At 56.2% G+C, this 1,001-nt stretch carries 1 protein-coding gene; it reads right to left on the minus strand.

From position 1 onward, the window contains the following. On the minus strand, positions 1-991 hold a 991-nt coding region (locus ACX4ZE_RS22790), incomplete at its 3' end, for a condensation domain-containing protein (protein ID WP_480275511.1). Between the last annotated feature and the right edge of the window lie 10 nt (positions 992-1,001).

A 1,001-nucleotide genomic window follows, 5' to 3' on the forward strand; every position in this document is an offset into this window, starting at 1 on the left:
AGCAGGTTATCGAGAGTTCTCCGCTGCGGCCGGAGGAGACGACTTTCAGTTCCGCGGTGCCCGATGATGTCCTCAGGGCGTCGAAGAATGGAAGAATGTTGATCGATGGCCCGAACGGGTTGACGGTATCAGCGGCAACTCGTAGCTCTCTGCGTAGATCACTGATGCCGTATTTGGTGTGTCGCCTGATCTTCAGCATTGTGTGACGCACGTGCAAGGCAAGGTCGGCCAGGGATATCTCCTCCCCGATATCCAATGCCAGGGGGACTGTGTTGGAAAGTAGGCAGGGCGTGCGGTTGGAAAGACCATCCCGGTTGGAGAAAGGCACTTGGATACAGCCTTTGTCGCGGGGCGAGTATCGGTAGAGCGCAGCCGTCACCGCCGCGATCAGGAGGAACGGCAGTTTCACGCCGATGGACTCGGCCGTCCGAGTCAAGTCATCGAGCATCTCACGCGTGATAGGCAGGGAAGCGCTGAGACGACCGGAACTGTTCGGAGACGCATCTCCGAACACCCGGAAAGGATTTCGATTCGGAGCGAGTTCTCGCAACCAGAAATCGCGATCGATCGATTTACGTTCTTCCGTATAGCGGCGGTCGTGTTCCAGAATTTCGGCTATACCGACGAACTCGCTCGGGGGTACGGTGTGCCCGCTTTTCAATGCGGAATAAACATCCAGAACGCGTTGCGCCCAGATCGCCATACCAGCCCCGTCGATAACCGTGTGGTGGAAACACATCGCGACAAAGACGCGGTCACGGGTCAACCTGAGTATTCCCACACGATACAAATAGTCGACCTCTAGATCGAAACCGGTCGTGGACAAAGCCTGCATATAATCCATCGCACTATCCAACGGATCGTTCAGATCACCGAAATCCACGATCTCCGGCCCCCAGCCCGCACCATCCCGAACTATTACATCCGCACCACCGTTTTCATTTTCCCTGAAACGGATATTCAACGTCTCCGACTCGGAAGCAACACGCACCAGAGCAGCC

The organism is Nocardia sp. TBRC8007, from assembly GCF_056629435.1.